The organism is Sphingomonas sp. LC-1 (assembly GCF_025371035.1).
Lineage (GTDB): Bacteria > Pseudomonadota > Alphaproteobacteria > Sphingomonadales > Sphingomonadaceae > Sphingomonas > Sphingomonas sanguinis_E.
The window spans coordinates 1-6,601 of sequence record NZ_JANZXB010000030.1; the positions used below are offsets into that span (position 1 = coordinate 1).

Annotated in this window: 4 protein-coding genes; 3 read left to right on the forward strand and 1 reads right to left on the reverse strand. The window is 62.3% G+C overall.

Going from position 1 to position 6,601, the window contains the following annotated elements; translation table 11 throughout:
- Positions 1-105: 105 nt before the first annotated feature.
- Positions 106-1,044 (reverse strand): cytochrome P450, encoded by a 939-nt coding sequence (locus tag NZL82_RS19435; RefSeq protein ID WP_261271347.1) that lies wholly within the window; start codon positions 1,042-1,044, stop codon positions 106-108.
- 169 nt (positions 1,045-1,213) lie between these two features.
- On the opposite strand from NZL82_RS19435, the gene NZL82_RS19440 reads away from it, so the two are divergent.
- The 3 genes from NZL82_RS19440 (at position 1,214) to NZL82_RS19450 (ending at position 5,986) form a co-directional block, all read left to right on the forward strand.
- A complete protein-coding gene (locus tag NZL82_RS19440) occupies positions 1,214-1,843 on the forward strand; it encodes a TetR/AcrR family transcriptional regulator (RefSeq protein ID WP_261271348.1) in 630 nt (209 codons plus the stop codon).
- Between the two features lie 386 nt (positions 1,844-2,229).
- The gene (locus NZL82_RS19445; RefSeq protein ID WP_261271349.1) at positions 2,230-3,474 is read left to right on the forward strand and encodes a DUF2254 domain-containing protein; all 1,245 of its coding nucleotides are present in this window, start codon (positions 2,230-2,232) and stop codon (positions 3,472-3,474) included.
- Between the two features lie 454 nt (positions 3,475-3,928).
- Positions 3,929-5,986, forward strand: coding sequence for a TonB-dependent siderophore receptor (locus NZL82_RS19450; RefSeq protein ID WP_261271350.1), 2,058 nt, complete (start codon positions 3,929-3,931; stop codon positions 5,984-5,986).
- Positions 5,987-6,601: the final 615 nt, after the last annotated feature.

The window sequence follows — 6,601 nt, forward strand, 5'->3', positions numbered from 1 at the left end:
AAAAGAAAAGACGCTTGCGGGGGTGTGTCTGTCGCTCCTCGGGGCTTCGCCCCTCGTCCCGACAGACACACCCCCGCCATTCTCATCTAGATTGTCGCGCTGTTCTCACCTTGATTGTCGCGCAGCAATCGTCGGTGCGTTACCGCCGAGCACGGCATCGACATGGGCCTGCGCCTTGGCGAGCGCCTCGGGATGGGTGAGCAGCAGCCAGGTGGCGAAGCTGAGCAGCCCGCTGGTCGTCTCATGCCCGGCCACCAGAAAGGTGATCATCTGATAGCCGATATTCTCGCGGCTCAGCATCTCGCCGGTCTCGGGATCCCGCGCCGTCAGCATCCGGTCCAGCAGGTCGCCGCGTTCGCCCAGACGTGGATCGCCACGGCGCTCCTCGATCAGCCGGTTGGAGACGTCGCGCAGGATCCTGATATCGGCCTCGAACCGGCGATTGCGCAGCAGCATCAGCTTGCCCGCGCCCGGCGGCAGCCGTGACCGTCGCCCCGATTCCTCAAGTGCGCCCACCATCGCCGCGACGAAGGGGTGCATCGCGTCCTGGTAGAAGCTGTTGAAACGATAATCGAAAGCGCACAACGCGATCGTGTCGAGTGTCAGCCGCGTCATATTGTCGGCCACGTCGATGGTGGCGCTCTCGCCGAACCGCTCCCACCGCACCATCATCTGCTCGGCGATGTCATACATGCGGTCGAACATCGAACGCAGCCCGAGCGGACCGAAGGCGGGCATAAGTAGGCGGTGCGCCTTGCCCCAGTTCGGCTCCTCGTCATGCGCGGTGAACAGGCCGTCTCCGCCGACATAGCGCGCCTCCTGCAACGGACGGTGCAGCGCCTTTTTGAAGCGGGCCTCGTCGCACAGCTCCTCGGTCAAAGCCTGGTTGCCCACGATCACCAGGCCACGTCCGAACATCTCGATGCGGAACAGCGGGCCATGTTCGCGCGCCAGGCGCATCAGGCTTTGTACCGGAGCCTTGGGATCGAGCTCGGCAATGTTGCCGATCAGGGGATAGCCTTTGGGCTGCGGAATGGTGGCCATCGTTCAGTGCCTCCAGATGATGACGGCGGCATCGGCGATCGACCCGGCGTTCGGACGATCGTGTCGACGACCCATCGGTTTGCTCCTCCTCCGCTATGTAGGAGCCCACATCGGAGTTGGAAACCCATCGGTTTCCAAGGTGCTCTTTTTGTCGAAATAGGCGTATCGGATGAGGATGGATGAAGCGACTCTGACCGACCGTCTGCCGCCCCGCCTCTTGGAAAGCGCACGCGCGGAATTTGGCCGTCACGGTTTTTCCAAGGCCAATGTCGGGCGGATCGCGACGGCCGCGATGATGTCGAAAAAGACGATCTATCGACATGTGGCCTCGAAGGAGGCGCTGCTGTTCGCGGTGATCCGCTCTGTGGTTGGCGAACTGGCCGCGACGGCCGGACCGCCCAACCCCGATGCGCCGCCCAGGGAATGGTTGACGGGCTATCTGACGGCGTTCTGCCATCTCGCCTTCTCGGACGAAGGCATAACCTCCTACCGCCTCGTCATGAGCGAAGGCGCGCAGTTCCCCGACGTCGCTCGTATCTACATCGAAACAATCAAGACCTATGGCATCAGGCCGCTCGCCGACCAACTTGCCGCCTATGCCTTGGTAGGGCGGATGACCATTGACGACCCGGACGGCACCGCGATGATGCTGGTCTCGATGGTCGTGGCCGATATCCTGCGCGACGCCGCTCTTGGCTTGTCAGCCCCACCGGTCGATAGCGCATTGCAGCGTGTTATCGAACGTGCCGTCACTATTTTTCTCTCCGGTGTTCTCTTGGACGCTCCTCAGGCAATGTAAGCAGCCGTAGTCGGACCTATGGGAACGGCGACCGTCCCATCCAGCTACATCCATTGACCCCCACGACACACCACGCGAACGAGCGTCCTGGCGCTGATCCGAAACGCTCAGGGGGGCAGCAATCGATCAGCAACATATCGGGTCTCACCCGGCTTTCGAGCGAACCAGCCGCTTCTGATTTTACCCCATGCCGCCGATGCACGAGTTCGTGAGGCCGGGGTGCGTTCGGGGATAGGTACCGCGGGACGCTTGCGTATCGCTCCGTCCATCCTTCATGGCATGTCCTCGAACCTCGATCGATCTCCATGCCCGTGTCCGGGTGAGGGAGCCATAATGATCGTCTGCGATTTAGGTCGCATCGATTGCAAAAAAGGATAGGAGGCCCGGTGATATCCAAGGCTCGCATCGGCTGGCTCGTTCGGCGTGCCGCCAGCAAGATCTGGTTCCGCGCGGCGCTGATCAGCGCCGCAAGCGTGGTGGTCGCTGCCTTTGCCGGGATCGTTGCGCGCGCGGTACCTTACCATTTCACCGGCGACATCGGCCAGAATGCGGTCGGCACCGTGTTGGAGATCATGGCCTCGTCCATGCTGGCCGTCACCACCTTCTCGCTAACCGCGATGGTCAGCGCTTATTCGTCCGCCACGCAGCTGGCGACGCCGCGTGCCACGCAATTGCTGATCTCCGATCGCATGTCGCAGAACGCTCTCTCCACGTTTCTCGGCGCGTTTATCTTTGCGATCGTCGGCATCATCGGCTTGCAGACGCGGTTGTACGGCGGGCAGGGGCGTGTGCTGCTGTTGATCGCCACCGTTCTCCTCGTGGCGTTGGTGGTCGTTACCCTTTTACGCTGGATCGCACACCTCGCGGCATTCGGACGCATGTCAGACGTGATAGACCGGGTCGAAGATGCGGCGCGGTCGGCCATGGTCGCGTTCGCCGACAATCCCCATGGCGGCGGTAGACCGCCGATATCGGTTCCGACCGACGCACGACCGGTCCTGTCTGAAACGATCGGTTATGTGACGCATATCGACTTCGACCGTCTCGCGGCACAGGCTCGGCGCTCTGGCCTCGTCCTCCATGTGGCGACCATTCCCGGCACATTGGTACACAGGGGTCGTCCGCTTCTCCACGTGGTTGGAGGCCGCGAGGACGAACACGATCACGAACTGGCGCAGGCCTTCATGATCGAGCGGCACCGCGATTTCGTCCACGATCCCCGCCTTGGCCTGATTGCATTGGGTGAGATCGCCGCGCGAGCGCTCGCACCCGCCACGAACGATCCTGGTACCGCGATCGAGGTTCTGAATGCGATCCTTCGAACCTTGAACGAACTGCCGGCGAATGGAGTGGTGTCGGACGGCGACCTGCCGCCTGTATACATGCCCCGCCCATCCATCGACGAACTGATCAGAGCGGGCTTTGCGCCGATCATTCGCGAGGGTGCAGGGGAAGAAGAAGTCGCGATACGTACCTTCAAGGTGCTGGCTGCACTGGGCCAGATGCTTCCCGACGCTCGGGAGGTCACTCGCGCGTTAGCCAGCGAGCTGCAGCAGAATGTCGAACGAGAAATGCGCGATAAGGCGGCCGTCGCTCGGACGCTGGCGGCCCTGGCAATAGAGTGTGGATAAGGCATTCATGCTGACGAAATCGGTATGTGCCAATGGGAACGAACGGCAGCAATCGGGACACTGATACCCCTCGCGAACGTCCGTGAGTGATGACGTAGCGGCTTTCCAATTCTCCCGAAGGACGATCTGCGGCGGGCTGAAATTAGAACCGCGATGGGAACCACGGCAAGCCGCATGTGGATAATCGACGCGTGTTGAGCGGGATCGTGTTCTCGAAGGGAGGGCATGAGTTCGAACCAGCCGGTCTTCGGCGACATCAAAGCTGTGCGGAAGCCAGCGGATTCTACCGCGCACCTTCCCACCTCAACGGGTCAAGCTTGCATCCCAAACATGTTCTCGTTATTGCGAGTCGATAGCGATAAAGGGGCGGGACATGATTTGGTGGAAGGGAACGGCTGCGTTTGCGGCTGCGATGGCGTGCGCGCCGGCCATGGCACAAACGGCGGCAAATGACATGTCGGGGATCGCCGACGATGGCCTGCCGCCCGGCGACATCATCGTCACCGGCCGGGCGCAGCATCTGTATCGGGTCGACACAACGACCGTGGGCAAGGCCGCCGAAGACCCCCTCAACATCCCTCAGGCGTTGCAGGTCATCAACGCCGACCTGTTCACCGATCAGGGGGCGCGCGACGTAACCGACATCTATCGCAACATCTCCGGCATCAGCGCCTTCAGCTACGCTGGCACAACCTTCCGCGGCTTCCGGCAGGACCAGTCCTTCTACGATGGCCAGCGCGGCAATCCCTTTATCGGCTTCTCGGTGCCGCAACTGTTCACGATCAGCCGTGTCGAGGTGCTGAAGGGGCCAGCGGGCCTGTTCTTCGGACCCGGCTCGCCCGGCGGTATCATCAACTATGTGTTGAAGACGCCGAAAGAGACGCCCGCGCTGCGCACCGTCGCGACGCTCGGCAGCTACGATCGAGCCGGTATTTCCTCGGAAGCGACGGGTCGGATCGATACGGACGGTGTGGTCACCTATCGCCTCGGCGGCTTCTACGAAGCGATGAAGCCGTTCCGCTACAACATGAAGAACACCTCACTGATCGGCGATGGTGGGCTGTCGTTCCGCACCAACACGGATGGCATTTTGACGGTGCAGGCGACGATCTACGACAATTTTCTTCGTGCCAACCGCCTGCGCGGAGTGCCGGTGGACGACAAGGGCAATTTCCTCGGCGACATTCGCTGGAACGCCAACGAGCCGACCGACTTCCTCCACCTCAAGTCGCAGGCCTATCAGGCGCGCTATGCTACCGCCATCGGGGAGGCGGTGACGTTCGATGCCGGCGTGCGATATTTCAAGGCGACCGAGACGCAGCAATATCACGAGCCGCGCGGGTTCGTGAAAGGCAGCACCGACCTGATCGCGCGCGAGTTCCGCGACCAGATCCGCGACGTCGAGGGCCTGTCCTTCATGATCAACAGCACCGCCAAGGTCGAGATTGCCGGCATGGCGCACAAGTTCCAGGCGGGCGGCGACTGGTACGACGAGACGAGCGTCCTCCTTTCTCGCATCCTGCGCAGCGGCGTCACATCACTGAGCCTTAGCAAGCCGGTCTATAGCTATGCCGCCCGCGACGTCGCGGCCGCTGCGGCCCTGGCCTTCGATACGAGCGACATCCGTACCAAGCGCAAGGGCGCCTATCTGCAGGACCAGATCGGGATCACCGACGCGCTGCTGCTGGTCGGTGGCGTGCGCTACGACATGTTCGACGACGGAGCGGCGACCAGCAGAGCCGGGCGCGTGACGAGCTTGGCATATAGCGCCGGTCGCTTCACCTATCGCGGCGGTGCGATCCTCAAGCCGCGTCCCGACGTGTCGCTCTATGCGAGCTGGTCGGGCAGCTTCGAACCGCAGGCCCCCGCCAGCCAGGATACCAACGCGGGCGGCCCCTTCGCCCCGGTCACCGGCAATCAGATCGAGGGCGGCGTGAAGTCGGTGCTGATGGGCGGCCGATTGCAGGCCAATGCCGCAGTCTATCGCATCGTCCGGCGCAACATGCTGCAGGTCGATCCTAACCTGTCCCCGGTCAACGGCGTGGACCAGCTCCGCCCCCTCGGCGAGGTGACGAGCAAGGGTTTCGAGATCGACCTCGCCACGGACGTGACCCCGAACTGGGTACTGCTAGCCAACTACGCTTATAACGACACCCGCATCACCGGAACGGTCGCCGGTCAGTCGCTGACCAACGCGGTCGGCGACCGCTTCGCCAACGCGCCGCAGCATCAGCTCGGCTTCTGGACGCGCTACCAGGTCGCCCCGATCGGCGCGGCGATCGGCATCGGCGGCGAGTATCTCTCGCGGCGGATCAACCTGTCGGGGCAGGACGTGCAGCCATACATGATCTTCGATGCGTCGCTGACCAAGTCGCTGGGCATTGCGGAGTTAATGCTGCGTGTCGATAACCTGTTTGACAAGCGCTACGCCGCATCCGGTTTCACGTTGCAGAGCGGCAGCTTCCCCGGCGAGCCGCGGACACTGCTGGCCGAGTTGCGGCTGCGGTTCTGACGGTGGCACCGCCCGCCTCGCGCAAGGAGCGTCGATCCTCTCGTTGGAATGGAAGGAAGAACGGCAATCTGCGCTAAACGCTATCGGAGCGGACGAACTTGTTGGGCTTTGGATCGAGACCCAATGATGTCAGCGTGGCGATCAGATCCAGGCTCGGCAAGAAGACCGGATTGAACGTCCTGCTTTGGCTGACGGACGAACAGATCGAGCGAGTGCGGCCGTTCTTTCCCGAGAAAGCCCGGTCGCACTAGCCCGCCGCCTCACCGTCATCATGCACACCATGTTGCGCGACGGTACCTTTTCGAGACTTGAAATGCCGTAAGCTCGCATCGCCAGCGATGATGCTCTCCAGCCGACCCGATGGCGGTGTCCCGCGAGGCGCCGTAGGGACGGACGATTTGTGAAAGCTTATAGGATGCGCTGCCAAGGCCGCTTCAAGTCAATGCAACGTCCGGCCGTGTGAGACCCGATACAGCACCATCGACCCTTGATCTGCCCCCCGCTGAGTGGCCCAGAGACTATGATAGTCTGGACCGCGAAAGGGACATTGAATGCCGAGCAAGAAGCACAAGCCGGAAGAGATCATCGGCAAGCTGCGTGAAGTTGAGATCGTGC

Excerpts from the sequence above, each read along its gene's own strand:
- NZL82_RS19435 (WP_261271347.1), bottom strand. The coding sequence starts at position 1,044 with ATGGCCACCATTCCGCAGCCCAAAGGCTATCCCCTGATCGGCAACATT.
- NZL82_RS19440 (WP_261271348.1), top strand. The coding sequence starts at position 1,214 with ATGAGGATGGATGAAGCGACTCTGACCGACCGTCTGCCGCCCCGCCTC.
- NZL82_RS19450 (WP_261271350.1), top strand. The coding sequence starts at position 3,929 with ATGTCGGGGATCGCCGACGATGGCCTGCCGCCCGGCGACATCATCGTC.